The following is a 22,498-nucleotide window of genomic DNA, read 5'->3' as shown; positions in this document are numbered from 1 at the left end:
CGGAACGACCGGGAACCGCCACGCGCCCCGGGGGCGGGCTGCGTCAGGCGGACGAAAGGCGGAAGTTCAGGAGAGCGCGGGCGGTCCGCGCGCCGGCAACGGCGCGGCCGTGGCTGCCGCGATGCGGGCAGCGGGAATCGATTGCAGCGCGCGGCCGAGCGGCAGCGGCGTGGGCAGCACGACCTGCACGGCGGCAGGCGGTGGCCCGGAGACCATGCACAGCGGGCAGTGCATGGCGGCCGCGTTCAATTCAGCCGGACCGTCGTCGCCCTGCACGATGAGCTTGACGGTTCCGGCGGCGGAACAGATCAGCTCGATCGACTGCGGGTTGACCAGCGGCGAGGCCCCGGCCACCAGCAGCGAGCCCATGAACCACGCCAGCACAAGGCGGTGCAGGAAGCGGAGGGCTCGAAGGGCGTGCATGGGCCGGGATTATGCCGCCTGCTCGATGGCCTCGCGCATGCAGCGCGTGATGCCGCGCACCGCCACCGAGTCGGGCCGCCCCGCGAAGCGCAAGGCGCGCACCGGCACCGGAATGTGCGGCTCCAGCGCGAGCACGTCGACCTTGGCCGCGTCGGCCGAGCGCGCGGTGCAGCCGTCGACCAGCGCCACGCCCAGGCCGTGGTGCGCCATCGACAGCGCGGCGTGGTAGGTCTGCACCGTGACCACCGCCTGCTGGAAGCCCACGCCCGCCTGGCGGCAGGCCTGGCTCAGGCTGGTGCCCACCGGGTCGCGGCTGTCGAGGCCGATCACCGGCCGGTCGACCAGGTCGTGCAGCGCCACCGAACCGTTGCGCACCAATGCCCGCGGCAGCATGCCCTTGGGCGCGATGCACACCATGCGCGTGTCGGCGAGCGTCTCCTGCGTGAGCGACGGATGCACCGCGGGGCTGAAGACGAAGCCCACGTCGGCCTCCTGCAGCAACAGCGCCGACATGATCTGCGGCGAGTGCAGCGACTCGACGGTGATCGCATGGCCCGGGTGCTTCTCGCGGAAGGCCTTGAGCGCGCGCGGCAGGATTTCGTAGCTCAGCGCCAGCACGCTCAGGATGCGCAGTTCGCCCGTGTCGCTGCCCGCGCGCAGGTTCGACGCGAGGCGCTGCACCTCGTCGAGCTGCGCGAACAGCCGCTCGATGTGCGGGTACAGCGTGAGCGCCTCGGTGGTCGGCGTGAGCCGGCCCTTGGCGCGCTGGAACAGCGGAAAGCCCAGCTGCAGCTCGGCATGCTGCAAGGTGCGGCTCACCGCCGGCTGCGTGATGTTGATGAGCCGGGCCGCCGCACTCACGCTGCCCGTGAGCATGATCGCGTTGAAGACCTCGATGTGGCGCAGCCGCATCGCTCAGCGGCCGCCGACCTTGTCGCGCGAAAGGTCCATCACCATGCGCGTGGCAAGGTAAAGGCGCGGCTCGATCGAGTCGACCAGCACGTATTCGGCATCGGCCGAGTGCGCGCCGAAACCCTGCAGCCCGAAGCGCTCGACCACGGGCGCCTTGGTCTTGAGCGCGGCAAAGGCCGCATCGGTGCCGCCGCCCGCGGCCTTGTCGTCGGCACCGAGTGGGCGGCCGAGCTCGTCCTTGTAGATCGCCTGCGCATGCCTGGCGAGCGCGCGCGAGGCGTCGGTGGCTTCCAGCGGCGGACGGCGGCGCTCGAACTTCATGTCGACCTTGGCCTCGGGGATCAGCTGCTTCTTCACGCGCTCCTGCACCTGCTGCTCGATGCGGTCGTAGTCGCTGACCTTGAGCACGCGCACGTCGGCCGCCGCGGTGGCGCTGGCCGGAATCACGTTGCGGTTGCTGCCCGACTTCGAAATCGTCCAGTTCATCTTGAGGCCTGTCGCGGGGTCGGACAGGTCGCGCATCTGCAGCACCTGGTGCGACAGCTCGTAGAGCGCGTTCACGCCGAGCTCGGGCGCCGAGCCCGCATGCGAGGCCTTGCCCGTGACGTTGAGCGTGACCGAGGCGATGCCGGCGGTGGCGAGCGAGAGCTTGTCTTCCTTGACCGAGGCGCCCTCGAACGACAGCACCGCGTCGTGCTCGCCCCCGAGGCGCGTGATGAGCGCGCGCGAGCCCGGCGAGCTGATCTCCTCGTCGCCGTTGATCAGCACCGTGAGCGTGCCGTAGTCCTTGAACTTGAGCGCCTGCAGCATCGCCACCGTGTGGATGATGACCGCCACGCCCTGCTTGTCGTCGGCGATGCCGAGGCCGAAGGCCTTGTCGCCCTCGATGCGGAACGGCTGCTTGTTGAGCATGCCCACGGTGTAGACCGTGTCCATGTGCGCGATCAGCATGATCTTCTTCTTGCCCGTGCCCTTGAAGGTGGCGCGCACGACGCGGCCCATCGTCTCGGGCGTGTCTTCCATGCGGTAGGCCTCGGCGCTGGGGTCGATCAGCTCGACCTCGCCGCCCAGCGCCTTGAGCTTGCCGGCGATGAGGTCGGAGATCTTCGCGAGGCCTTCGAGGTCGCGGCTGCCCGACTCGATGCCCACGAGCTGCGACAGCGAATCGAGCAGCGGCTGCTTCTGCTCGGCGGCCAGGGTGGCGATGCGCGCATCGGGCGCAGCCAGCGCGGCGCCGCACATTGCAGCGAGCAGGCCGGCGCTGCCGAGGTGGCGCCAGGAACGAACGGAAAACGGATTCATGGTCAACGTCCTTTTGTTTTATGGGGCCGCGCGGCCGGTACCGCACGGTGCGGGCATTCTTCCATGCAGGCCGGCATCGCGGCGACCAGCGCATCGATCGCGCAGCGCGTCTTCGCGGGCAGATGCCGCGCGTGCGGCCAGAGCACGTGGATCGGCATCGCGTCGGCGTGGTGGTCGGCCAGCACGCGTTCGAGCTGCCCGGCTTGCACGTACCGCGCCAGCAGCCAGTTCGGCAGCCAGGCGAGGCCGGCTCCTGCGATGGCCGCATCGGCCACGGCCTGCAGGTCGTTCAGCCGTGCATGCCAGGGCAACTGCACCGTGAGCAGCCGGCCCTGCGGATCGCGCAGCTGCCAGCGCTGCGAATCGCCGGGGCCGCAATAGTCGATGCCGCGGTGCCGCGCCAGCGCGGCCACGTCCGCCGGCCGTCCGAAGCGTGCGAGGTAGGCCGGCGAGGCCGCCAGCACCATCGTCTGCTCGCCGAGGCGGCGCGCCACCAGCCGGTCGCTGTCGGGCAGTTCGCCGATGCGCACCGCGAGGTCGTAGCCCTCCTGCACCAGGTCGACCATGCGGTCGCTGATGGCGATCTCGACCTGCAGCTGCGGATGGCGCTCGATCAGCCCCAGCAGCGCGGGCGCGGCGTAGTGATGGCCGAAGGCCAGCGGCAGGCTGGCGCGCAGCCGGCCGCGCGGCGCGCGCCCGCCGCTGTCGAGGCCCGACTCCGCGGCCTCGAGTTCGGCCTGTGCACGCAGGCAGTGCTCGTAATAGGCCTGCCCTTCCTCGGTCAGGCTCTGGCTGCGCGTGGTGCGCTGGAGCAGGCGCACGCCGAGCCGCGCCTCGAGCCGCGCAAGGGCCTTGCCCACCGCCGAGCGCGTGAGATGGAGCCGTTCGGCCGCGAGCGTGAGGCTGCCGCTCTCGACCACCTCGAGGAAGGTCTGGATGCCATCGAATCGGTCGGTCATGGCGCGGGATTGTGCCTTCTCATTCCCGAATCTGCAGAACCGATGTCGCCAATGCGGAAGTGCTTTCCCATCAAGATAACCGCATGACTCCACCGCCACAGCCTGTTTCCCCACCCAGCCCGCGCCGCGATGCCGCCGCGCTCGCCGCCATCTGCCTCGTCGCGCTGATGTTCGGCCTCGAAATCTCCAGCGTGCCCGTGATCCTGCCGGCGCTCGAGCAGGTGCTGCACGCCGACTTCCAGGACGCGCAATGGATCATGAACGCCTACACGCTGGCCTGCACCTCGGTGCTGATGGCCGCGGGCACGCTGGCCGACCGCTACGGCCGGCGCCGGGTGCTGGTGGCGAGCCTGTGGCTGTTCGGCGTGGCATCGCTGGCGTGCGGCCTGGCGCCGAGTGCGCCGCTCTTGATCGCGGCGCGCTTCGTGCAGGGCGTGGGGGCCGGCGCGATGATGATCTGCCAGTTCGCGATCCTGTCGCAGCAGTTCCGCGAACCCGCAGCGCGCTCGCGCGCGTTCGCGCTCTGGGGCGTGGTCGCGGGCATCGGCCTGGGGTTCGGCCCGATCGTGGGTGCCGCCATCGTGGCCCTGGCCGACTGGCGCTGGGTGTTCCTGGTGCATGCGCCGCTCACGCTGCTGACGCTCGGCCTGGTGCATGCCAGCGTGCAGGAATCGCGCGACCCCGAGGCGCACCGGCTCGACCTGGCCGGCATGCTCACGCTGACGCTCGCGGTGTTCGCGCTGGTCTGGTTCATCACGCTCGGCACGGTGCGCGGCTTTTCGAACCCGCTCGGGCTCGCGCTCCTGGCCGGCGCGGCGCTGAGCCTTGCATTGTTCGTGCGGGCCGAACGGCGCAGCGCGCACCCGATGTTCGACTTCTCGGTCTTTCGCATCCACCGCTTCAACGGCGCGATGATGGGCTCGATCGGCATGAACTTCAGCTTCTGGCCGTTCATGATCTACCTGCCGATCTACTTCCAGGCGGGCCTCGGCCACGATGTGATGCGCACGGGCTGGGCGCTGCTGGCCTACACGCTGCCCACGCTGCTGGTGCCGCCCTTGGCCGAGCGGCTGGCGCTGCGCCACGGCGTCGAACGCGTCATTCCCGGCGGCCTGGGGCTGATGGCCGCGGGGTTCGGGCTCATGGCCCTGGGCGACGCGCAGGGCAGCGACGCCGTGGTGATCGCCGCCTGCCTCGCGGCGGGCATCGGCCTCGGCCTCACGAACTCGCCCGTCACCAACACCAGCACCGGCTCGGTGGCGGCAGCGCGCGCGGGCATGGCCTCGGGCATCGACTTCAGCGCGCGGCTCATCACGCTGGCCTTCAACATCGCGCTCATGGGCTTCGTGCTGGTGAGCGGCATTGCGCGCCACCTGGGCGACGCGGGGCTGCCTTCAGGGCCCGGCGAACTGCTGCAGCTCGCGCAGGGCGTGGCGGCCGGCAAGCTCGACGTGCTGCCGGGCGCCGCCGGCCCCGCGCTCGCACAGGCGGCGCTGCGCGAAGGCTTCGGCGACGTGATGCGCTATGCGGGCATCGGCGTCGGCCTGCTGGCGCTCGCGAGCCACGCCTTCTTCAGGCGCAGCCGCCGCTCAATGGGCCTTGTCCCAGTTCGGGCCGATGCCGATCTCGGCCAATAGCGGCACCTTGAGCTCGGCCACGCCGGCCATCAGGCGCGGGATCTCGGCGCGCACCCATTCGACCTCGGCCTCGGGCACTTCGAACACCAGTTCGTCGTGCACCTGCATGATCATCTTGGTGGCGCGCTGCTCGGCATCGAGCACGTCCTGCACCTTGACCATGCTGAGCTTGATCAGGTCGGCTGCGGTGCCCTGCATCGGCGCGTTGATGGCCGCGCGCTCGGCACCGCCGCGGCGCGGGCCGTTGGGCGAGTTGATCTCGGGCAGGTACAGGCGGCGGCCGAACACCGTTTCGACGTAGCCCTGCTCCTTGGCGATCGCCTTGGTCTCGTCCATGTACGCCTTCACGCCCGGGTAGCGCGCGAAGTAGCGCTCGATGTAGGACGCCGCGGCCTTGGTCTCGATGCCGAGGTTGCGCGCCAGCCCGAAGCTGCTCATGCCGTAGATCAGCCCGAAGTTGATGACCTTGGCATAGCGGCGCTGCTCGCTCGACACCTGGTCGGGCGTGGAGCCGAACACTTCCGCCGCGGTGGCGCGGTGCACGTCGATGCCTTCGCGGAACGCACGCAGCAGCGACTCGTCGCCGCTGATGTGGGCCATGATGCGCAGCTCGATCTGCGAGTAGTCGGCACTCGCGATCACGCTGCCCGGCGGGGCGACGAAGGCTTCGCGCACGCGGCGGCCTTCGGGCGTGCGGATCGGGATGTTCTGCAGGTTGGGATCGTTGCTCGACAGCCGCCCGGTCACCGCCACCGCCTGCGCATAGTGCGTGTGGACGCGGCCGGTGCGCGGATTGGCCAGCTGGCCCAGCTTGTCGGTGTAGGTGCCCTTGAGCTTCGACAGGCCGCGGTGCTCGAGGATCTTGGCCGGCAGCGGAAAATCCTCGGCCAGCTTCTCGAGCACTTCCTCGTCGGTGCTCGGCGCGCCGCTCGGCGTCTTCTTGACGACCGGCAGCCCGAGCTTGGTGAAGAACACCTCGCCGATTTGCTTGGGCGAACCGAGGTTGAAAGGCTGGCCCGCGAGCTCGTAGGCCTCCTGCTCGAGCGCCATGATGCGGGTGCCGAGTTCGTGGCTCTGCGCCGCGAGCGTGGGTGCGTCGATCAGCACGCCGTTGCGCTCGACGCGGTAGAGCGCCTCGCTCGAGTCCAGCTCGAGCCGGTAGATGAAGCGCAGCTTCTCGTCGCGCTCGATCTGCGGCCACAGCGCGCGGTGCACGTCGAGCGTCTGGTCGCTGTCCTCGCACGAATACTCGGCGGCCTTGGCGATGTCGACCTGGCTGAACGGGATCTGGTGCGCGCCCTTGCCGCACAGGTCTTCGTACGAAATGCCGCTGCGCCCCAGGTGGCGCTCGGCCAGGCTCGCGAGGCCGTGCGGCCGGTGCGCCTCGAGCACGTAGCTCTGCAACATCGTGTCGTGCGCATAGCCCTGCACCTCGATGCCGTGGTTGGCGAACACATGGCGGTCGTACTTGATGTGCTGGCCGAGCTTTTTCTTCTCGCCGTTCTCGAGCCAGGGCTTGAGCCGCGCGAGCACCTCGTCGAGCGGCAGCTGCGCGGGCGCATCGGGGTAGTCGTGCGCGAGCGGCACGTAGGCCGCCTCGCCGGGCTCGACGCTGAAGCTCACACCGACGATCTGCGCCACCATCTCGTCGAGCGAGGTGGTCTCGGTGTCGATCGCCACGAGCTCGGCGGCCTCGAGCCGGGCGAGCCAGGCGTCGAACAGTTCCCAGGTCGTGACCGTGTCGTACTTGAGGTTGCTCGCCGGTTCGGCGGCCGCCAGCGCGCCGAGGTTGGTCGATTCGTCGAACAGGCCGGCCTGGTCGGTGCTCGCCGCACCACCGCGCGCCGCCTGCTTCTTGATGTTCTCCTCGATCAGCTCGGGCGGCACTTCCATCGCCTCGATCGACTTGACCAGGCTCTTGAAGCCGAAGCGCTCGTAGAAGGGCTTGAGCTCGGCCGTCTTGGGTGCGCTCACCGGCAGGCCCTCGAGCGAAGGCAGGCCCGCCACATGCGCGGCCAGGTCGCAGTCGGTGCGGATGGTGACGAGCTGGCGCGACAGCGGCAGCCGGTCGATCGCCTTGCGCAGGTTCTCGCCGGCTTGCCCCTTGACCTCGGCGGCGCGTGCGATCAAGCCGTCGAGCGAGCCGTATTCGAGCAGCCACTTGGCCGCTGTCTTGGGCCCGACCTTGTCCACGCCCGGCACGTTGTCGACCGCGTCGCCCACGAGCGTCTGGTAGTCGACCATCAGCTGCGGCGGCACGCCGAACTCGGCCGTCACGCCTGCCACGTCGCGCTTCTTGCCGTTCATCGTGTCGATGATCGTGATGTGCTCGTCGACCAGCTGGCTCAGGTCCTTGTCGCCGCTCGACACGATGACCTCCACGCCCTGCGCCGCGGCCGTCCTGGCGAGCGTGCCGATCACGTCGTCGGCCTCGATGTCGGGCACGCAGAGCACCGGCCAGCCCATCAGCTTCACCACCTCGTGGATCGGCTCGATCTGGCTGCGCAGCTCGTCGGGCATCGGCGACCGGTTGGCCTTGTATTCGGGGTACAGGTCGTCGCGGAAGGTCTTGCCGGGCGCGTCGAACACGCAGGCCGCGTAGTCGGCGCGTACCTCGCGGCGCAACGCCGTCATCATGTTGATCATTCCCCGGATCGCGCCGGTGGCCGGGCTCTTGGGATCGCCCGGCACGGCCCGCAGGTCGGGCATGGCGTGGAAGGCGCGGTACAGATAGCTCGATCCGTCGACGAGCAGCAGCGTTTTCTTGTCGGTCATCGGGCCATTTTGCCGTGCCCGCCGCGGCCTTCCGAACCACGGGCGCATGCGCGGCCAACCGACACGCTGGAACGGGCGCGCGCCTACAATCCGGCCATGCCTGACTCCACACTCCTGGTCGCCCGCCGCATCCTGCTGGCGCTGGCCTTCGCCACCCCCGTTGCCGCCCTGCAGGCGCAACCCGCGCCCGCCGCGCCGCCGGCCGAGTCGCTACAGAACCAGGAGCAGGCCGACGGCCGCCGCAACCAGAAGATCGAGCACATCCGCACCGAGGACAGCGGCGCCACGGTCGACGAAGTCCGCTACGGCGGCCGCACGCAGAGCATCAACGTCAAGCCCAAATCGAACATGCCCGGCTACGAGGTGCTGCCGCAGGACGCCGGCACCGCCCGCCCCGGGCCGAGCGACTCGAGCGGCAACGGCGCGCGCGTCTGGAACGTGATGAAGTTCTGACCGTGCTGCGCCTTCCTTTGGCAGCACCCCGCTGAGCACCGCCATGGCAGTTTTTACCGAAGTCGAGTTCGGCGAGGCCGACGCGCTCGTGCAGCGCCTTGGCCTGGGCCCCCTGCGCGAACTGCGCGGCATCGAGGGCGGCATCGAGAACACCAACTATTTCGCGACCACCGAGCGTGGCGAGTTCGTGTTGACGCTGTTCGAGCGCCTGGGCGCCGAGCAGTTGCCCTACTACCTTTGCCTGATGAAGCACCTGGCCGCGCGCGGCCTGCCGGTGCCCGAGCCCGTGGCCGACCCAGCCGTCGCGCCGCCTTCGGGCCACCCCCTCACCATGCCCGCCCAGGCGCCCTGCGAACTGCTGCTGCAGGTGGCGGGCAAGCCGGCCGCGCTGGTGCAGCGCCTTTCGGGCCGCAGCGAACTGGCGCCGAACGCCGCGCACTGCACCGAGCTCGGCAGCATGCTCGCGCGCATGCACCTCGCGGCGCGCGACTTTCCGCGCATCCAGCCGAACCTGCGCGGCCTTGCGTGGTGGAACGAGACGGTGCCGGTGGTCCTGCCCTACATCGACGAGGCCCAGGCCGCCCTGCTGCGCGCCGAACTCGCCTACCAGAACCACGTTGCCGAATCGGCGGCCTATGCGGCGCTGCCGCGCGGGCCGGTGCATGCCGACCTGTTCCGCGACAACGTGATGTTCGCGAGCGGCACCGAGGCCGACGCTGAAGCCGGCGCCACACCGCGCCTGACGGGCGTGTTCGATTTCTACTTCGCGGGCACCGACACCTGGCTGTTCGACCTTGCCGTGTGCCTGAACGACTGGGCCATCGACCTCGCGACCGGCCGGCACGATGCCGCGCGCGCCGACGCGCTGCTCGCAGCCTACGAGACCGTGCGCCCGCTGAATGCGGCCGAGCGCGCCCTGCTGCCCGCCATGCTGCGCGCCGCGGCGCTGCGCTTCTGGACCTCGCGGCTCTGGGACTTTCACCTGCCACGCGAAGCCAGCATGCTGAAGCCGCACGACCCGGCGCACTTCGAGCGCGTGCTGCGCGAGCGCGTCTTCCATCCGCACGCCATGGCGCGATCGCTCGAGTCCATGGCCGCCTGAGCCCCAAGAAATGAAACTCCACATCGTGCCGGCGCGAACCGGCGCCGAATGGGTCCGCCTCGGGCTCAAGACCTTCTGGCGCCAGCCGCTGGCCTTCATCTCGCTGTTCTTCCTGCTGATGGCGATCATCTCCACGGTGTCGCTACTGCCGCTGGTCGGCAGCCTGCTGGCGCCGATCCTGCTGCCGTTCATGACGCTGGGCTTGATGGTCGCCACCTCCGTGGCCTACGGCGAGGGTCCGCCGCAGCCCGCCACCGCGGGCCAGGTGCAGCGGCCCATGGGCTCCGCGATGCTGGTCGCGGTGATCGGCGCCATGCGCGCCGAATGGCGCGCGCTCGTCAAGCTCGGCGTGATCTCGGCGGTGTACTTCGCGCTCGCGGTGCTGCTCACGGGCTTCATCGACGGCGGCGAACTGGCGCGCGCCTACCTGCTCGACCAGGCGCCCACGCCCGAGGTGATGGCAAGCAGCGACTTCCAGCTCGCGCGCATGTTCCTGATGTGCCTGAACCTGCCGCTGTCGCTGGCCATGTGGCATGCGCCCGCGCTGGTGCACTGGCACCGCGTCGAGCCGGTCAAGAGCATCTTCTTCAGCATCGTGGCGCTGTTCCGCAACTTCGGCGCCTACGCGCTGTTCGCGGTGGCCTGGTTCGGCGTGTTCCTGCTCGCGGGCATCGCCATGGGGCTGGTCGCGACCGTGCTGATGAGCGTGGGCTCGGCGGCCTTCCTGGGCAACATGCTGATCGTCGGCTCGGCGCTGGTGCTCGCGGCCATGTCGCTGAGCTCGACCTGGTTCACCTTCCGCGACAGCTTCGACCCGAACTGAACGCGGCGCGAGACGCGCCGCTCAGCCGCGCGCCCGGTCCTTGCGCAGGCTCGCGAACAGCGACCAGACCATGCCCGCCAGCAGCAGCAGCGCGACGCACAGCGCGCCCCACAGCCACCATTCGCGCGCGGGGTGCGGCTCGATGGGCACCGGCAACTGAACCGCCGCGGCAACGGCCGCATCGACGGCCTCGAGCACCGGTGGCCGGCGCATCGCGGCGTCCTCCACCGCCATGCGCGTGACCGCGGGCGTGTCCGGTGCGTTGCCGGCCGGCTGCTGTGCACCGGCCGCGCAGAACCAGGCCGCAGCCAACGCCACGGACCAACGGACAACACACACCATGGGGCGCGATGAGTTCGCACCAGGCTTCATGCGGCACCTCCTTCGGGCAGAAGAAGCCGCATCTTTCCCGATTTCTCGCCGCGTTGGGCACGCCGATGCGAAATAACCCGCTGCCGCGAGGGCGACGGTGGCCGCAGTTTGAACTATCGACCTAAACCGCAGCCCGCCTGCGGCGCGGGCATCGTCAAACCGGCGTGAGCTTGGCGACCGACAGCGCGAGCCACTTCACGCCGTGGCGCGAGAACTTCACCTGCGCGCGCGCATCGTCGCCGGTGCCTTCGAGTGCGAGCACCGTGCCTTCGCCGAACTTGTTGTGGAACACCTGCATGCCCGAGCGCAGGCCGTGCGAGGGCGCGGCCTTCTGCGGCGGCACCGGCGGACTCGCGAAGCTGTCCTTGTTGCTGCTGCCGTAGCCGCTGCCCCCGCCGTAGCCGCCGCCGCCCCCGGAACGCGTGCTGCCGTAACCACCGCCGTAGCCGAAAGCCGAGGGCTTGAACCCCTGGTTCTTCGGCGTGAGCCACTTGAGCGCGCCCTCGGGGAGCTCGTCGAAGAAGCGGCTCTTCAGGTTGTAGCGCGTCTGGCCGTGCAGCATGCGGGTCTGCGAATGGCTCAGGTAGAGGCGCTTGCGCGCGCGCGTGATCGCCACGTACATCAGGCGGCGCTCTTCCTCGAGGCTCTCGAAGTCGCTCATCGAGTTCTCGTGCGGGAACAGGCCCTCTTCCATGCCGGTGATGAACACGCAGTCGAACTCGAGCCCCTTGGCGGCGTGCACCGTCATGAGCTGCACCGCGTCCTGCCCGGCCTGCGCCTGGTTGTCGCCCGACTCGAGCGCCGCATGCGTGAGGAAGGCCGCGAGCGGGCTCAGCGTCTCGCCCGTTTCGGCGTCGGGTGCGAGCGGTTCGTCTAGCACTGGCCGGCTCGGGTCGAGGCCCTGGCTCGCGGGCGACTGCCGCAGCTCGTCGACTGGCAGTGCCACCGCATCGCGGCCGAAGCCCTCCTGCGTGACGAAGCTCTCGGCCGCGTTCACGAGTTCTTCCAGGTTCTCGATGCGGTCGGCGCCTTCGCGGTCGGCGCGGTAGTGCTCGACGAGGCCGCTGTGGTCGAGCACCAGCTCGATGATCTCGCGCAGGCTGATGCCCTGCGTCTGCTCGCGCAGCACGTCGATCTTGGCGACGAATGCCGTGAGGTTCGCACCCGCCTTGCCGCCCACGGCGTGCACCGCGTCGTGCAGCGAGCGCCCGGCGTTGCGCGCGGCGTCCTGCAGCTGCTCGAGCGTGCGCGCGCCTATGCCGCGCGGCGGAAAATTGACCACCCGCAGGAAGCTGGTGTCGTCGTCCTTGTTCTCGAGCAGGCGCAGGTAGGCCAGCGCGTGCTTGATTTCGGCGCGCTCGAAAAAGCGCAGGCCGCCGTACACGCGGTACGGCACGCCGGCATTGAAGAGCGCCGTCTCGATGACCCGGCTCTGCGCGTTGCTGCGGTAGAGCACGGCCATTTCCTTGCGCTCGAAGTCGTCGCGCACGAGCTGGCGCATCTCCTCGACCATCCACTGCGCTTCGGCCAGGTCGCTCGGCGCCTCGTACACGCGCACCGGCTCGCCGGGGCCCTGGTCGGTGCGCAGGCTCTTGCCGAGCCGCTTCTTGTTGTGGCTGATGAGCTCGTTGGCCGAATCGAGGATGTTGCTATAGCTGCGGTAGTTCTGCTCGAGCTTGATCTGGTTCTGCACATCGAACTCGCGCACGAAGTCGGCCATGTTGCCCACGCGCGCGCCGCGGAAGGCATAGATGCTCTGGTCGTCGTCGCCCACCGCGATCACGCTGTTGGGACCGGGCACGAAGTGCCCCGAGACCGTGTTGCCCGCGAGGATCTTGATCCAGGCGTACTGCAGCCGGTTGGTGTCCTGGAACTCGTCGATCAGGATGTGGCGGAAGCGCCGTTGGTAGTGCTCGCGCACCGGCTCGTTGTCGCGCAGCAGCTCGTAGCTGCGCAGCATGAGCTCGCCGAAGTCGACCACGCCCTCGCGCTGGCACTGCTCTTCGTAGAGCTGGTAGAGCTCCACCTTCTTGCGGTCGTCCTCGCTGCGGATCTCCACGTCCTTGGGGCGCAGGCCGTCTTCCTTGGCGCCCGCGATGAACCATTGCGTCTGCTTCGCCGGGTAGCGCTCGTCGTCGACGTTGAACTGCTTCATGAGCCGCTTGATGGCCGAGAGCTGGTCCTGGGTGTCGAGGATCTGGAACGTGGACGGCAGGTTGGCGAGCTTCCAGTGCGCGCGCAGGAAGCGGTTGCACAAGCCGTGGAAGGTGCCGATCCACATGCCGCGCACGTTCACCGGCAATATCGCCGTCAGCCGCGTCATCATCTCCTTGGCGGCCTTGTTGGTGAAGGTCACGGCCAGGATGCCGCCTGCGGAGACTTGGCCGGTCTGCAGCAGCCAGGCGATGCGCGTGGTCAGCACGCGGGTCTTGCCCGAGCCCGCGCCCGCGAGGATGAGTGCATTGCCCGCAGGCAACGTGACCGCAGCGCGCTGCTCCGGGTTCAGGTTCTGCAGCAGCGGCAGGTCCGAGGGGTGGGCATCAGCCGCAGGATCGTTGAACAACATCCGTCGATTGTAGAAACCGCCGCGTATGGGGGTTATATGAAGAAGCGGAAGACCCGCCTTCGTGGGACTGCGTAAAATCAATCACCGGGCCCAAGTTTCTTGCGCCCGGTTTTTTGTGCCCGCTCACTTTGGTGAAAAGCACACGAGAACCGGCCGGACCAAGCGCTCATTCGTTTTTTTGGGACGAAATTTCCGAGGAGCCAGTCCATGCAGATTTTCGATTACGACAACATCCTTTTGCTGCCGCGCAAGTGCCGCGTCGAGAGCCGTTCCGAATGCGACGCCAGCGTCGTGCTCGGCAGCCGCAGCTTCCGCCTGCCGGTGGTGCCCGCCAACATGAAGACGGTGGTCGACGAGCCGATCTGCCTCTGGCTGGCGCAGAACGGCTACTTCTACGTGATGCACCGCTTCGACCTCGACAACGTGAAGTTCGTGCGCGAGATGCAGGCCCAGGGCGTGTTCGCCTCGATCTCGCTGGGCGTGAAGAAGCCCGACTACGAGACGGTCGACCAGCTCGTGGCTGAGGGCCTGGTGCCCGAATACATCACGATCGACATCGCGCACGGCCATGCCGACAGCGTGAAGAACATGATCGGCTACCTCAAGCAGAAGCTGCCGGGCGCCTTCGTGATCGCCGGCAACGTGGGCACGCCCGAAGCCGTGATCGACCTCGAGAACTGGGGCGCCGACGCGACCAAGGTCGGCATCGGCCCGGGCAAGGTCTGCATCACCAAGCTCAAGACCGGCTTCGGCACCGGCGGCTGGCAGCTCAGCGCGCTCAAGTGGTGTGCGCGCGTGGCCACCAAGCCGATCATTGCCGACGGCGGCATTCGCGACCATGGCGACATCGCCAAGAGCGTGCGCTTCGGCGCCTCGATGGTGATGATCGGCTCGCTGTTCGCGGGCCACGAGGAGTCGCCGGGCCAGACGGTCGAGGTCGACGGCGCCCGCTTCAAGGAGTACTACGGCTCGGCCAGCGACTTCAACAAGGGCGAGTACAAGCACGTCGAGGGCAAGCGCATCCTCGAGCCGATCAAGGGCCTGCTGGCCGACACGCTGGTCGAGATGGAGCAGGACGTGCAGAGCTCCATCAGCTACGCGGGCGGGCGCACGCTGATGGACATCCGCAAGGTCAACTACGTCACGCTCGGCGGCGACAACGCAGGCGAACACCTGCTGATGTAGCCCCCCGGTCCGGAGTCCTCCTCTTTCGTCAGGCCTCCAGCAGCTGCACCGCGCACCGGTGCAGCCGGTGTGCCGGGTCGGCCAGCGCATCGAGGATACTGAAGTGGTCCAGGCCCGGCAGCGTCTCGCACACCGGCACCGCATGCCGGCCCCAGGCGGCGCGGATCATCGCGTTGTGGCGCAGGAACTCGTCGCTCTCGTTGCCCCCCACCAGCGCATGGAGTTGCCCGCGCGCGGGCGCCGGCCACAGCGCCGGGCTCGCGCGCAGCGCATCGGCATCGCCGAGCTTCAGCGTGTTGGCCAGGAACGGCGTGTGCTGCAGCGGGCGCAGGTCGTAGAGGCCCGAGATCGACAGTGCGTTGCGCACCAGCTGCGCCGGCAGGTCGGGCGCCACCGCCTGCCAGTCGCAGGCCAGCAGCGCAGCCGCCATGTGGCCGCCGGCCGAATGCCCCGCCACCGTGATGCGCGCGGGGTCGGCGCCCAGCGCCGCCGCATGCCGCCAGACCCATTCGAGCGCGCGCACCATCTGCATCAGGATGCCGGGCACCGTGACCGGCTGCTCGGGCGTGCCGGGGCACAGCGCGTAGTTCGGCATCACCACGCAGACACCGCGGTCGTTGAATGCGGGTGCGATGAAGGAATGGTCGCGCTTGTCCATCGCGCGCCAGTAGCCGCCGTGGATGAACACCAGCACCGGCGCGTCGGGCACCGGCGCGGGAAAGATGTCGAAGGTCTCGTTGACACCGCCTCCGTAGGGCACGTCGATGCGGCACGGCAGCGCTTCGCGCGCCGCGGCCGATTCGCGCGCCCAGCGCGAGAAATACGCCGGATACTCTTTGACCCGGGCGAGGTTGTTGTACATGCCTTCGAGCCAGGCGGGATCGTCGTGCGCGGCCATGCGGATGCTGCTCCTTGTGGGGGGACGCGCATCTTGGCATGCACTGGCCGGCCCTGCGCCGGCGGACACGATCTGGTTAGAATTCGGCTTGCGTTGGGGGGGTAGCTCAGCTGGGAGAGCGCCGCGTTCGCAATGCGGAGGTCGTGAGTTCGATCCTCATCCTCTCCACCAATCCATTCGAGGGCTCGGTTTTCACCGAGCCCTTTTTCTTTGCGGCGCGCGCTGCGGCCGCAACCTCCAACGGCTCCCGCTCGCATTTGCACTCCTGTGTTAACAAAAGCGTACTGCTTTAGTGGGTTTTTCAGATCAAGTTTGCAATTGACTACAAAGGTAGTACTGTAAATGCCTCGCATTTATTAAATATCTATCCAAAGTGAACCAAGGTGTTACGCCCTCCCACCTCCCCCTCCGGGGTGCGGACGCCTTGGCCTGTTGGAACGGGCAGGCATGAGCCGCGGTATGGACTGGAACCAACTCCGTGCCAGCCAAACCCCTCAGCCCGCCCCGCGGGCCCGACCCAGGCATCGCCGCCGATGCGCTCATGGTGGCGGGCATGCGGCTGGTGCTGGCGGTCTCGGCCCTGCTGGCCGTTGCGGTTGACGCTGGAGAGTCGCAACGGCGCCTGGACGGCGGCACCTGGCTCGCGTTCTCGGGTTACGCGCTCTACAGCCTCGGGGTCTACGCCTGCACGCGCAGCGGCCAGCCGTATTTCCAGGGCAAGGCGATCCACTGGTTCGACGTGCTGTGGTCGACGCTGCTCATCTTCGTGACCGGCGGCATCCAAAGCCACTACTTCCTCTTCTACTTCTTCGCGATCCTCACGTCGTCGTTCCGCTGGGGCTACGAGGAAGGCGCACGCATCACGATGGCATCGGTGGTCTCGTTCGGCGCCTGCTGCCTTGCGAGCGTCACGGGAAACAGCACGCCGCAGTTGCTCATGCGCGCCACTTTCCTGCTGGCGCTGGGCCACATGGTCGGCCACTGGGGCGGATCGAAAGTGGCGCTGCAGCGGCGCCTCGCGCTGCTGAGCCAGGTGAGCCGGCTGTCGAACCCGCGCTTCGGTGTCGACCGCACCCTCGCGAGCACGATGGAAAAGACGATGGCCTTCTTCGAAGCGAGCCATTGCATCCTGCTGATGCGCGACGCGGCCAACGGCCCCTGGGCCATGCGCAGCCTCGGACACGCCGACCCGGGCAAGCCGGCGAGCGTCGAAACGCTCGACCTGCTCTCGAGTTCGCCGCTGATGGGGTTGGGCGCCGAGCACATCGTGCTGAGCAACCGCAGGCCCTGGCCGCTGAGCCTGCTGGGCGCGCAGGGCCAGATCTGCGCCCCGCGGACGCAGCGCTGGCTTGCCCAGGATGCGCAAGGGCTCGCACGCAGCGCCGCGGTGGCCGCCATGCTCGAGGTGCGCGCCTTCATCAGCGCGCCGCTGCCGCTGCGCCAGGGCGAGGGGCGAATCTTCGTGGGCTCGCGCGGCGGGCTGTTCCAGAAGGCCGACGCGACCTTCCTCGCGCACATCATGAGCCAGGTCATCCCGGTGATCGAGACGATCAAGGTGCTCGACCGCATGGCCTCGGAGGCCGCCTCGAAGGAGCGCCTGAAGATCTCGCTCGACCTGCACGACACTGCCATCCAGCCCTACATCGGGCTCAAGCTCGGGTTGAGCGCGCTGCGCAAGAAAGCGTCGGCCGACAACCCGCTGATTGCCGACCTCGACCGGCTGGCCGCGATGGCCGACGGCGTGGTGGCAGAACTGCGCCACTACGCGGGCACCGTGCGCGACGGCGCCGACAACCGCTGCGAGTTCATCCTGCCGCACCTGCACCGCCAGGCCGCGCGCATCAAGGTGCTCTACGGCATCGACATCGACATCGTGGTCGAGGGCGACGTGCAGCTCGACGACCGCATGACGGCCGAAGTGCTGCAGCTCGCGCGCGAAGGCCTGCACAACATCTGCAAGCACACCGACGCGCACCACGGCCGCATCCGCATCGGCTGCGCCGACGGCAAGCTGCAGCTGCGCATCGAGAACGATGCCTGCGACGCGGAACCGGTCGAATTCCACCCGCGTTCCATCAGCGAACGCGCAGCCGCCCTAGGCGGCAGCGCCAGAGTGAGTCGGGGCTGGGACGGCGCCACTGCCGTGCTGGTCGAAATACCCATCTGAATCAAGGAGAAGGTGCCCATGCAGCCAACCACCGCCCGACCCATCAGCGTCATGCTCGTCGACGATCATCGGACCATGCTCTGGGGCCTCTCGAAGCTGATCGACGGCGAACAGCCGCGCATGAAGGTCGTCGCCACGGCCAACTGCGCCGAGCAGGCACTGGAGCGAAGCGAGGCGACGATGCCCGACGTGATCGTGCTCGACCTCGACCTGGCCGGCCAGAGCGCCCTCGACATCCTGCCGATGCTGCTCGCGAACGAGGTGTCGCGTGCGCTCATCCTTACGGCCGAGCGCCAGCAGCACACGCTCGACCTCGCGGTGCTGAGCGGGGCGCGCGGCGTGCTGTGCAAGGACGCCCCTGCGGAACAGGTGCTCGACGCGATCGAGCGCGTCCACAAGGGCGAACTCTGCATCGACGCACAGGCGATGGGCCGCGTGTTCTCGCAGCTCACTTCACCGAAGAAGGCCGCCAGGCCCGACCCCGAAGCCGCCAGGATCGCAAGCCTGACGCAGAAGGAGCGCCAGGCCATCCGCGCCGTCGTCGAAGGCAGCGGCGCGCCGAACAAGACGCTCGCATCGCGGCTGTTCGTGACCGAGCACACCTTCCGCAATCACCTGACGTCGATCTACCAGAAGCTCGACGTCGCGAACCGCCTCGAGCTGTACATCTACGCGATGAAGCACCAGCTCCACGTCGCGCCGCACTGAGCGCGGCAGGCCGCGCCCGGCGGTATCCGCTCAATCACAGACGGACCGGGCGAGGCAGGCCGTGAGACGACCGAAGATCGTCTCGAAGCCGCCGATGTCTTCGGCGAGCGCCCTGAACGACACGACCAGCGTGATCGACACCACCGCGATGACCAGCGCGTATTCGACCAGCTGAGCGCCCTCTTCGCCGCGCAGGAACCCGCGGGTCGATTGGCCGAGGGCCTGGAGAACCTGGTTCATTGGTCTTTCCCTTTCATTTCAACCAGCCCAGTTGGTTCGCGAGGATCTGGGTCACGGTCCCGGCGCAGATGCAGATGCCGTAGGGCAGCTTTCCGATCGACTGGCGCAGGTCGCCGGCCGCGTCCGGCCGCATGCAGGCCATCCCCGAGACCACGTTGGCGAGCATGTGGCAGAGGCGGCTGCGGTGGATGGCAAAGGCGATGGCGGCCACGCCCCCGGCCATGCATGTGAAGAAGATGGCCGTCAGCGTCTGGTGGGGGCCGAGAAAGGCACCCACCATCGCCATCAGCTTGACGTCGCCCGCACCCATCACACCGAGCAGGTAGAACGGCAGCATGATGGCCAGGCCGAGGCCAAGGCCACCGAACGCGTGCGACGCACCTGCCGCCGGCGTGCGCGCCGCGATGGTGCCGTAGACCACCGCGAAGACCATGCCGCCGAATGTCAGCCAGTTGGGAATTCGGTAGAAGCGCCAGTCGCTGACCGCGGCCATCGCCAGCAGCACCAGCAGCCCGCCCAGGCGAAAATCCAGTGCCGCCACCGTCAACAGGTCGAGGAAGGCGTCGAGTCCGCGCATGGCCTGATGCTCCTGTCTGCCGGCGGTCAGGCGCTGCGCCGCACCGCGAGCAGCAGGAGCAGGCACACGGCCAGCACGAGCGAGCCGATGAGTGCGAACTCCATGAACGACATGCCTGCTTCCTCGCGCAGCAGGTTCATGAAGTTTCTTGGCAGCAGTTCGTGCGATTCCATGCGTATTTCCCGGTGATGTGGCGTCACTGTAGGAATTGGCACGCTTGCGCGCATGGGCCGTGCGCCCCCGGCCCGGGGAGACATGTGCCCCGGGTCCGCCGCCCGGGTGCATGACAAAGCGCCTGCCTCGCGTGCACCAGCGCGGGGCGCGCCCGTGAAAAAGGCCCCGGTGTGTGCCGGGGCCTCTGGATGCGTGCCGCCCGTGGGCCGGGCGCGCCGCTTCTCAGGTGTCGAGCGTCAGGTGCTGGCCATGCAGCGCTGCTGCCGCGGGCGAGGCGAGGAACGCGATGGTCTGCGCCGCGACCGAGGTCGACACCCAGTCGGCGGGATTCGCGTCGGGCATCGCCTGTCGGTTGGCCGGCGTGTCGAGCACGCTGGGCGCCACGCTGTTGATGGCCACGCCATGCGGCGCCGCTTCGGCCGCCATGGCTTCGACCAGGCGCTGCAGCGCGCTCTTCGACGCGATGTAGGCGGCCATGCCCGGCAGGCCGCGCGCAGCCACCTTGGCGGTGACCGCGACGATGCGGCCGGCGCCGTGCTCGATCATCGAAGGCAGCACCGCCTGCGTGACCGCCACGAACGACCAGGCGTTGAGGTCCATCATGCGGTTCCAGCTCGCGCGCGTGAGCGCATGCGTGGCCTCGCCCATCTCGAAGCCGCCCGCGATGTGGACCAGTGCATCGATGCGGCCGAACGCCTTTCGCGCCTGCGTCGCGAGCGCCGACATCTCGTCGACCGAGGTCACGTCGCCCTCCAGCAGCAGGTGCTGCGAATTGTCGAGACCCGGGAAGGCATCGGCCAGCCGGTCCGCGCGATGGTCGACAAGCGCGAGACGTGCGCCCTGCGCAAGAAAGTGCTGGACCACCGCACGGCCCAGCGCGCCCGCGGCGCCGGTGATCACCACATGCGGCATGGTGCTTGTGTCTGCTGTTGTCATGGAAGTGTTCTCCTGGTGAAGGGCGTGGACCGCCGCCGATGACGCATGCTACCGCTGCGGCGCACAAAATCGTTGAGCCCCAAAATTTTTACGCTATACTTGCGGTCTTGCCAAAAAACGCCAAGCGTTTGAAAAGCAAGGGCTCTTAGCTCAGTTGGTAGAGCAGCGGACTCTTAATCCGTAGGTCGAGTGTTCGAGTCACTCAGGGCCCACCAACCAACACGAAAAGCCTGCTACCGCTCGGTAGCAGGCTTTTTTCATGGTGATACGCCGCCCCGGCCGGAGAGGATCCTCTCGGAAGAAGAGGAAATATTTCACGGTTTCACAGCCAATCCGAGTTGCTTCCGGCCGCCGCCTACGCCGGACAGTCCTTTGGCGTGGCATCTTGCAAACTGCTGTCACGCACCAAAAGAAGAACAAGAACGACCGCGACAGAAGTCTCGCGTCCAAACGCCAGTTCGTTTTTCTACCCGCCCAGGCGGGTTTTTTTTGCCTGTTCCGTTCAGGCCGGCGGCGAAAAGCCGCGCAGGATCGCAGCGCGGATGTCTTCGGGCACGGCCACGGCACGGTGGCTTTCGAGCGACGTGGTCACGAGCACCTGCTTTACCTGCATGCGCAGCTCGCCGGTCGCAGGCTCGAAGCAGCGCAGCGCGAGCGCGATCGAACGCGAACCCAGCCGCTCCACCGAGAGCCCGAGCATCACATCGTCGCCCATGCGGCTCACCGCGCGGAAATCGGCCTCGAGCTGCACGGTCGGCAGGCCGATGCGCCGCCCGCCGATGAGCGCGTGGTAGTCCACGCCGAGGCCCTCGCCCACCCAGTCTTCCACGAGGCCGTTGAGCATCACGAAGTACTGCGGATAGAAGACGATGCCCGCCGGGTCGCAGTCCGAGAAGCGGATCATCCGCGCGCGCTGGAACTCGACCACGGTCTGGGCGGGCGAGTCGATGGCGCTCACGCCGCTTCCTCGCCCGCAGGCTCGCTGCGCATCACGTGCACGCGCAGCTGCCCGAGTTGCGCATGCATCTGCTTGACGGTCTTCATGTCGAGCCCCGAGAACATCTCGAGGATCCACTGTTCGTGCTCCTTGGCCATGGCCTCGAAGCTCGTGCGGCCCTTGGGCGTGAGGCTCACGATCCACGAGCGACGGTCGTCGGGGCTGTGCGTGCGCACCACCACGCCATCGCGTTCGAGCTCGTCGGTCAGGCCGGTGACGTTGCCGCCGGTCACCATCAGGTAGCGCGAGAGCACGCGCATCTTGAGGCCTTCGCGGTAGCGATGGAGCTGCGCCATGTAGTCGAAGCGCGCCAGCGAGATGCCGAAGCGCTCGCGCAGCCGGCGCCGGATCTCGGCCTCGATCTGCGTGGTGCTGGCCAGCATGCGCAGCCAGAGCTTGAGCATCGCGTGGTCGTCGTGGCCGGCGCGCGCTTCGTGGCCTAGTTCTTCGGCGTCGCTGAGCGCCGCATGCGAGGCGTCGTTGCGCATCACATCACCTCTCCGCCCGAGACCGACACCGATTGCCCGGTGACGGAGCCGGCGCCCTCGCCGCAGAGCCAGCGCACCGCATCGGCCACTTCGGCCGGCTGCACGATGCGCTTCTGCGGATTGACGGCAGAGAACTCGGCCAGCGCATCGGCTTCGCTGCGCCCGGTCTTGCCGACCACGTTGGCCACGCTCGTGCGCAGGATCTCGGTGTCGGTGTAGCCGGGGCACACCGCGTTCACCGTGATGCCCTTGCGCGCCACCTCGAGCGCGAGCGCGCGGGTGAGCCCGATCACGCCGTGCTTGGCCGCCGTATAGGCCGCTACGTACGCGTAGCCCTTCTGGCCCGCAGTGCTCGCGATGTTGACGATGCGGCCCCAGCCGGCCTCGAGCATGCCGGGCAGTGCCGCCTGCGTGCACAGGAAGGTGCCGGTCAGGTTGACGTCGAGCATGCGCTGCCAGAGCGCGGGCGTGGTCTTGAGGAACGGTGCGCTCTCTGCCGCGCCCGCGTTGTTCACGAGGACGGCGACGGGCCCGCGTTCAGCGCTGGCCTGTGCGAAGGCCGCGCGCACCGCGGCCTCGTCGGCCACGTCGGCCGCCGCGACACCGTGCCCCTGGCCCGGCAGCGATGCGGCCACGCGCGCGAGCGCATCGAGGTCGCGCCCGAGCAACGTCAATGTGGCGCCCTCGGCCGCGAGCGTGCGGGCGATTTCGGCGCCGATGCCGCGCGCGGCGCCGGTCACGAGTGCATGGCGTCCGGCGAGTGGATTTTCTTGCATACCTGAAATATTTACTTATGAACTTTTC

At 68.4% G+C, this 22,498-nt stretch carries 22 protein-coding genes and 2 tRNA genes; 9 read left to right on the top strand and 15 right to left on the bottom strand.

What is annotated here, in order from left to right; genetic code table 11:
- Positions 1-66 precede the first annotated feature (66 nt).
- The 4 genes from AC3A6J_RS09750 to AC3A6J_RS09735 are packed head-to-tail and all read right to left on the bottom strand — an operon-like array spanning position 67 to position 3,596.
- Positions 67-423, bottom strand: coding sequence for a DUF2946 family protein (locus tag AC3A6J_RS09750; RefSeq protein ID WP_487859726.1), 357 nt, complete (start codon positions 421-423; stop codon positions 67-69).
- Positions 424-432: 9 nt separating this feature from the next.
- Positions 433-1,335: a LysR family transcriptional regulator gene (locus AC3A6J_RS09745; protein WP_487859725.1), complete on the bottom strand. Its 903-nt coding sequence runs from the start codon at positions 1,333-1,335 to the stop codon at positions 433-435.
- 3 nt (positions 1,336-1,338) lie between these two features.
- Positions 1,339-2,637, bottom strand: a complete 1,299-nt coding sequence (locus AC3A6J_RS09740; RefSeq protein ID WP_487859724.1) for a M20/M25/M40 family metallo-hydrolase — start codon at positions 2,635-2,637, stop codon at positions 1,339-1,341.
- Positions 2,638-2,639: 2 nt separating this feature from the next.
- Positions 2,640-3,596 (bottom strand): LysR family transcriptional regulator, encoded by a 957-nt coding sequence (locus AC3A6J_RS09735; RefSeq protein ID WP_487859723.1) that lies wholly within the window; start codon positions 3,594-3,596, stop codon positions 2,640-2,642.
- An 83-nt stretch (positions 3,597-3,679) separates the two neighbouring features.
- Between AC3A6J_RS09735 and AC3A6J_RS09730 the strand changes: the two genes are divergently transcribed.
- Positions 3,680-5,233 carry an MFS transporter gene (locus AC3A6J_RS09730; protein ID WP_487859722.1) on the top strand — a complete coding sequence of 518 codons (1,554 nt, stop codon included), beginning with the start codon at positions 3,680-3,682 and terminating at the stop codon, positions 5,231-5,233.
- Here AC3A6J_RS09730 and polA read toward each other — a convergent pair.
- Positions 5,186-8,008, bottom strand: coding sequence for a DNA polymerase I (gene polA / locus AC3A6J_RS09725; protein WP_487859721.1), 2,823 nt, complete (start codon positions 8,006-8,008; stop codon positions 5,186-5,188). The two genes, AC3A6J_RS09730 and polA, sit on opposite strands and share 48 nt — an antisense overlap.
- A gap of 96 nt (positions 8,009-8,104) precedes the next feature.
- Here polA and AC3A6J_RS09720 point away from each other — a divergent pair, with 96 nt between their 5' ends.
- Genes AC3A6J_RS09720 through AC3A6J_RS09710 form a run of 3 tightly spaced genes read left to right on the top strand, consistent with a single transcriptional unit; the run spans position 8,105 to position 10,386 of the window.
- A complete protein-coding gene (locus tag AC3A6J_RS09720; protein WP_487859720.1) occupies positions 8,105-8,461 on the top strand; it encodes a hypothetical protein in 357 nt (118 codons plus the stop codon).
- Between the two features lie 43 nt (positions 8,462-8,504).
- The gene (locus AC3A6J_RS09715) at positions 8,505-9,563 is read left to right on the top strand and encodes a homoserine kinase (RefSeq protein WP_487859719.1); all 1,059 of its coding nucleotides are present in this window, start codon (positions 8,505-8,507) and stop codon (positions 9,561-9,563) included.
- 10 nt (positions 9,564-9,573) lie between these two features.
- Positions 9,574-10,386 carry a BPSS1780 family membrane protein gene (locus AC3A6J_RS09710; protein ID WP_487859718.1) on the top strand — a complete coding sequence of 271 codons (813 nt, stop codon included), beginning with the start codon at positions 9,574-9,576 and terminating at the stop codon, positions 10,384-10,386.
- A 21-nt stretch (positions 10,387-10,407) separates the two neighbouring features.
- Here AC3A6J_RS09710 and AC3A6J_RS09705 read toward each other — a convergent pair whose 3' ends face one another.
- Together AC3A6J_RS09705 and AC3A6J_RS09700 are read right to left on the bottom strand one after the other, a co-directional pair.
- Positions 10,408-10,728 (bottom strand): hypothetical protein, encoded by a 321-nt coding sequence (locus AC3A6J_RS09705; RefSeq protein ID WP_487859717.1) that lies wholly within the window; start codon positions 10,726-10,728, stop codon positions 10,408-10,410.
- Between the two features lie 184 nt (positions 10,729-10,912).
- Positions 10,913-13,324 carry a UvrD-helicase domain-containing protein gene (locus AC3A6J_RS09700; protein WP_487859716.1) on the bottom strand — a complete coding sequence of 804 codons (2,412 nt, stop codon included), beginning with the start codon at positions 13,322-13,324 and terminating at the stop codon, positions 10,913-10,915.
- A 207-nt stretch (positions 13,325-13,531) separates the two neighbouring features.
- On the opposite strand from AC3A6J_RS09700, the gene AC3A6J_RS09695 reads away from it, so the two are divergent.
- A complete protein-coding gene (locus AC3A6J_RS09695; RefSeq protein WP_487859715.1) occupies positions 13,532-14,509 on the top strand; it encodes a GMP reductase in 978 nt (325 codons plus the stop codon).
- A 28-nt stretch (positions 14,510-14,537) separates the two neighbouring features.
- Here AC3A6J_RS09695 and AC3A6J_RS09690 read toward each other — a convergent pair whose 3' ends face one another.
- Positions 14,538-15,407 (bottom strand): alpha/beta hydrolase, encoded by an 870-nt coding sequence (locus AC3A6J_RS09690; RefSeq protein ID WP_487859714.1) that lies wholly within the window; start codon positions 15,405-15,407, stop codon positions 14,538-14,540.
- 95 nt (positions 15,408-15,502) lie between these two features.
- Here AC3A6J_RS09690 and AC3A6J_RS09685 point away from each other — a divergent pair.
- From AC3A6J_RS09685 to AC3A6J_RS09675, 3 genes are all read left to right on the top strand, one after another.
- Positions 15,503-15,578, top strand: a tRNA-Ala gene (locus tag AC3A6J_RS09685).
- Between the two features lie 307 nt (positions 15,579-15,885).
- Positions 15,886-17,574, top strand: a complete 1,689-nt coding sequence (locus tag AC3A6J_RS09680; RefSeq protein WP_487859713.1) for a sensor histidine kinase — start codon at positions 15,886-15,888, stop codon at positions 17,572-17,574.
- Positions 17,575-17,592: 18 nt separating this feature from the next.
- Entirely contained in the window at positions 17,593-18,282 is a 690-nt protein-coding gene (locus AC3A6J_RS09675; RefSeq protein ID WP_487859712.1) for a response regulator, read from the top strand.
- 30 nt (positions 18,283-18,312) lie between these two features.
- Here the strand turns inward: AC3A6J_RS09675 and AC3A6J_RS09670 are convergent, their stop codons facing one another.
- The 4 genes from AC3A6J_RS09670 to AC3A6J_RS09655 all read right to left on the bottom strand — a co-directional run bounded on the left by AC3A6J_RS09670 (position 18,313) and on the right by AC3A6J_RS09655 (position 20,209).
- Positions 18,313-18,522 (bottom strand): Flp family type IVb pilin, encoded by a 210-nt coding sequence (locus AC3A6J_RS09670; RefSeq protein ID WP_487859711.1) that lies wholly within the window; start codon positions 18,520-18,522, stop codon positions 18,313-18,315.
- A 13-nt stretch (positions 18,523-18,535) separates the two neighbouring features.
- A complete protein-coding gene (locus AC3A6J_RS09665) occupies positions 18,536-19,099 on the bottom strand; it encodes an A24 family peptidase (RefSeq protein WP_487859710.1) in 564 nt (187 codons plus the stop codon).
- 26 nt (positions 19,100-19,125) lie between these two features.
- Positions 19,126-19,272 (bottom strand): hypothetical protein, encoded by a 147-nt coding sequence (locus tag AC3A6J_RS09660; RefSeq protein WP_487859709.1) that lies wholly within the window; start codon positions 19,270-19,272, stop codon positions 19,126-19,128.
- Between the two features lie 223 nt (positions 19,273-19,495).
- Positions 19,496-20,209 (bottom strand): SDR family NAD(P)-dependent oxidoreductase, encoded by a 714-nt coding sequence (locus AC3A6J_RS09655; protein WP_487859708.1) that lies wholly within the window; start codon positions 20,207-20,209, stop codon positions 19,496-19,498.
- Positions 20,210-20,348: 139 nt separating this feature from the next.
- Here AC3A6J_RS09655 and AC3A6J_RS09650 point away from each other — a divergent pair.
- Positions 20,349-20,424: transfer RNA gene (locus AC3A6J_RS09650), tRNA-Lys, on the top strand.
- Between the two features lie 287 nt (positions 20,425-20,711).
- Here AC3A6J_RS09650 and AC3A6J_RS09645 read toward each other — a convergent pair.
- The 3 genes from AC3A6J_RS09645 to AC3A6J_RS09635 are packed head-to-tail and all read right to left on the bottom strand — an operon-like array spanning position 20,712 to position 22,470.
- Positions 20,712-21,113, bottom strand: coding sequence for an acyl-CoA thioesterase (locus tag AC3A6J_RS09645; protein WP_487860048.1), 402 nt, complete (start codon positions 21,111-21,113; stop codon positions 20,712-20,714).
- Between the two features lie 50 nt (positions 21,114-21,163).
- The gene (locus tag AC3A6J_RS09640; RefSeq protein ID WP_487859707.1) at positions 21,164-21,694 is read right to left on the bottom strand and encodes a MarR family winged helix-turn-helix transcriptional regulator; all 531 of its coding nucleotides are present in this window, start codon (positions 21,692-21,694) and stop codon (positions 21,164-21,166) included.
- Entirely contained in the window at positions 21,694-22,470 is a 777-nt protein-coding gene (locus tag AC3A6J_RS09635; protein ID WP_487859706.1) for an SDR family NAD(P)-dependent oxidoreductase, read from the bottom strand. Before AC3A6J_RS09635 ends, AC3A6J_RS09640 begins: the two co-directional genes overlap by 1 nt.
- Positions 22,471-22,498 lie beyond the last annotated feature (28 nt).

The sequence above is a fragment of the Variovorax sp. Soil_C_39 genome (assembly GCF_057656815.1).
Note: the sequence above shows the minus strand (reverse complement) of the source record. Positions and strands in the feature narration are given on the sequence as shown.

What these genes read in the sequence shown, in the direction of transcription:
- AC3A6J_RS09730 (WP_487859722.1), top strand. Translation starts at nt 3,680, where the DNA reads ATGACTCCACCGCCACAGCCTGTTTCCCCACCCAGCCCGCGCCGCGAT.
- AC3A6J_RS09715 (WP_487859719.1), top strand. Translation starts at nt 8,505, where the DNA reads ATGGCAGTTTTTACCGAAGTCGAGTTCGGCGAGGCCGACGCGCTCGTG.
- AC3A6J_RS09710 (WP_487859718.1), top strand. Translation starts at nt 9,574, where the DNA reads ATGAAACTCCACATCGTGCCGGCGCGAACCGGCGCCGAATGGGTCCGC.
- AC3A6J_RS09750 (WP_487859726.1), bottom strand. Translation starts at nt 423, where the DNA reads ATGCACGCCCTTCGAGCCCTCCGCTTCCTGCACCGCCTTGTGCTGGCG.
- AC3A6J_RS09635 (WP_487859706.1), bottom strand. Translation starts at nt 22,470, where the DNA reads ATGCAAGAAAATCCACTCGCCGGACGCCATGCACTCGTGACCGGCGCC.
- AC3A6J_RS09675 (WP_487859712.1), top strand. Translation starts at nt 17,593, where the DNA reads ATGCAGCCAACCACCGCCCGACCCATCAGCGTCATGCTCGTCGACGAT.
- AC3A6J_RS09660 (WP_487859709.1), bottom strand. Translation starts at nt 19,272, where the DNA reads ATGGAATCGCACGAACTGCTGCCAAGAAACTTCATGAACCTGCTGCGC.
- AC3A6J_RS09705 (WP_487859717.1), bottom strand. Translation starts at nt 10,728, where the DNA reads ATGGTGTGTGTTGTCCGTTGGTCCGTGGCGTTGGCTGCGGCCTGGTTC.
- polA (WP_487859721.1), bottom strand. Translation starts at nt 8,008, where the DNA reads ATGACCGACAAGAAAACGCTGCTGCTCGTCGACGGATCGAGCTATCTG.
- AC3A6J_RS09665 (WP_487859710.1), bottom strand. Translation starts at nt 19,099, where the DNA reads ATGCGCGGACTCGACGCCTTCCTCGACCTGTTGACGGTGGCGGCACTG.
- AC3A6J_RS09700 (WP_487859716.1), bottom strand. Translation starts at nt 13,324, where the DNA reads ATGTTGTTCAACGATCCTGCGGCTGATGCCCACCCCTCGGACCTGCCG.
- AC3A6J_RS09720 (WP_487859720.1), top strand. Translation starts at nt 8,105, where the DNA reads ATGCCTGACTCCACACTCCTGGTCGCCCGCCGCATCCTGCTGGCGCTG.
- AC3A6J_RS09670 (WP_487859711.1), bottom strand. Translation starts at nt 18,522, where the DNA reads ATGAACCAGGTTCTCCAGGCCCTCGGCCAATCGACCCGCGGGTTCCTG.
- AC3A6J_RS09690 (WP_487859714.1), bottom strand. Translation starts at nt 15,407, where the DNA reads ATGGCCGCGCACGACGATCCCGCCTGGCTCGAAGGCATGTACAACAAC.
- AC3A6J_RS09645 (WP_487860048.1), bottom strand. Translation starts at nt 21,113, where the DNA reads ATGATCCGCTTCTCGGACTGCGACCCGGCGGGCATCGTCTTCTATCCG.
- AC3A6J_RS09745 (WP_487859725.1), bottom strand. Translation starts at nt 1,335, where the DNA reads ATGCGGCTGCGCCACATCGAGGTCTTCAACGCGATCATGCTCACGGGC.
- AC3A6J_RS09740 (WP_487859724.1), bottom strand. Translation starts at nt 2,637, where the DNA reads ATGAATCCGTTTTCCGTTCGTTCCTGGCGCCACCTCGGCAGCGCCGGC.
- AC3A6J_RS09655 (WP_487859708.1), bottom strand. Translation starts at nt 20,209, where the DNA reads ATGACAACAGCAGACACAAGCACCATGCCGCATGTGGTGATCACCGGC.
- AC3A6J_RS09640 (WP_487859707.1), bottom strand. Translation starts at nt 21,694, where the DNA reads ATGCGCAACGACGCCTCGCATGCGGCGCTCAGCGACGCCGAAGAACTA.
- AC3A6J_RS09695 (WP_487859715.1), top strand. Translation starts at nt 13,532, where the DNA reads ATGCAGATTTTCGATTACGACAACATCCTTTTGCTGCCGCGCAAGTGC.
- AC3A6J_RS09735 (WP_487859723.1), bottom strand. Translation starts at nt 3,596, where the DNA reads ATGACCGACCGATTCGATGGCATCCAGACCTTCCTCGAGGTGGTCGAG.